The organism is Clostridium sp. UBA5119 (assembly GCF_002414285.1).
Lineage (GTDB): Bacteria > Bacillota > Clostridia > Clostridiales > Clostridiaceae > Clostridium_J > Clostridium_J sulfidigenes.
Window position 1 is genome coordinate 1 of record NZ_DHYX01000017.1, and the last position, 2,158, is coordinate 2,158.

Here is a 2,158-nt window from a genome sequence, read left to right on the forward strand (position 1 = left end):
CTATTTTGCGAAAGCCCCTTTCATTTTTATATACATATGCAACTATATAACTATTTTATTTTTAAAATAGTTATATAGTTAAATATTTATATGAGTTTCAATGGGTTGATTAGTGGAATTTAAATAATTATTTAATATACCAGTCCTTAAGCCTTCACTACATATAATAATGTTACAAAAATTACAATAATTCATCATATGAGTTATTATTTCACAACCACCTAATATAATATCAGCACGTTTTTTTGAANNTGTAAGTTTTCTCTCTCTTTTAAACTTATAACTTTAAGACTTTCACAAAGAGTTTTTAGTTCATAAGGGTTGGAAAGTTCTATTGTGTTAGTAGATGAACATGAATTTGTTAAATAATTAGAATATATCTTTCCAAGATTCTTAAAAGTTCCGCCAATACCAACTAAAGAGCTTCCATAAAAAGTTTTAATCCAAGGGATATTAGAAAATAGATTATAAAAAAAGTCCTCGTTATAGTCACAGCTCAAGTATCTGCCATACTTATTAACTTTTATTTTCTCAGTTATGTTTATAGACCCTAGAGGAATACTAGTGTAATTTGTAAATTTACTCTTTTCTACAAAAATTAATTCTGTACTATTTCCACCAGTGTCCATTATTATACCGTTATCTAGGTTACAAGTAGAAAAAACTCCAAGGTAAGATAAATAAGCTTCTTCTTTAGAGGACAAAACCTGAACTAAAATTCCAGTATGAGCTTTTATTAAATCAAGAACATAGTTACTATTTTCAGCTACTCTTAAAGCTTCCGTAGCTACACATATGATTTTAGAAGCTTTATTTATAATGCAAGAACGTAAAAATTTTTTTAAAACTGTTATTATATGGATGGTTTTTTCAGAACTTATAATTTTATTGGTATCTAAAGTAGCTCCAAGTCTTAAATGTTCCTTATCTTCATCTATAATTCTTGGATTGGACTTATCATCTATATTAACAATTAGTAGGTGAACCGTATTTGAACCAATATCTATAATAGCAATAATATTCATAATACTTGATACCTCCCTAGAAAACTCTTTTATTATTTATACGATAAAAATAATAAAATATAACATAATAAATATATTAGACTATTGAAATTTAAAGAAAGAGTTTTTAAAGAAGATATGATAAGAAAAAATCTAAAGAACTAAAATTTCTAATAAATTTCACATAGCCTTAATGTTTACTAAGTTGCAGTTTCAATGAGAAGTATGTTGCTAGGGATAGTAGCTTTTACTTCAAAAGTTTCATTAGAAATATAAGCACTGTCAGAGCCTGTTAAGGTAATATTATCTGAATTATTTGTACAAATTTCAATTTCTCCATAACATTGAAACATGTAGCCTTGTCTCTCTTTGTTAATTGTAAAAATTAAATCTTTGTTAGGATGTAGTAATGCAAAATAAATATTAATATCACAATTAGATTTAATAGGAGCCAAACCATTTAAAGGACTAATAGCGTATATCCACTGATTTTCAATAGGCTTCTTAAAGTCATATTTATTTAATAGAGGAGATTTATTATTCTTTTTTTGAATATAAGAGTTATTATTGGTGTATAAGGTTATTTCAATAATATCTAGAAAATCAATGCCACTATTAAAAATATCATAGGTTATCCCATCCATAGAATTAATATAAAGAAAATTTCCGGATGAAAGGGTTTCTAAATTTCCTATGTTATCGCTATATAGTAATTCACCGGAGATTACATACATAATAATTTCTTCTCCTATTTTAAAATTATTATGAGTTCCACTTCTAGGAACTAAGGTAATATTTTTTAGTTCTTTTATACAAAGTTCTGAACTCATATTTTCAATAGAAGTAGAAAGATTAGAAGTAGTTTTTAAATAAGAAAAATTTTCTTCATAATTATAAGTAACAATTCTTCTATTAATCAAAATATTACCTCCCACTATATAATTAAATATTTATATGAATAAATAATTTTAATTAATATAAAATTATTTTGCTATATTAGTATTTGCAGTTTTTATAATTTAATAGTAGGTATGTTTTTCACCTACTATTAAATAAATTAATAAGTGGAAATAAATTAGATAATAAAAGAATATATGATAAGATGATATTTATTGTTTAAAATGTGGTAATATAGTAATATAAAAAACTTAAAA

Annotated in this window: 2 protein-coding genes; both read right to left on the reverse strand. The window is 24.4% G+C overall.

Annotation, left to right across the window (positions count from 1 at the left end; all coding sequences use genetic code 11):
- Window positions 1-221 precede the first annotated feature (221 nt).
- Window positions 222-1,025 carry a hypothetical protein gene (locus tag B2671_RS02420; protein ID WP_346868985.1) on the reverse strand — a complete coding sequence of 268 codons (804 nt, stop codon included), beginning with the start codon at window positions 1,023-1,025 and terminating at the stop codon, window positions 222-224.
- Between the two features lie 179 nt (window positions 1,026-1,204).
- Window positions 1,205-1,924, reverse strand: coding sequence for a hypothetical protein (locus B2671_RS02425; RefSeq protein ID WP_346868986.1), 720 nt, complete (start codon window positions 1,922-1,924; stop codon window positions 1,205-1,207).
- Window positions 1,925-2,158 lie beyond the last annotated feature (234 nt).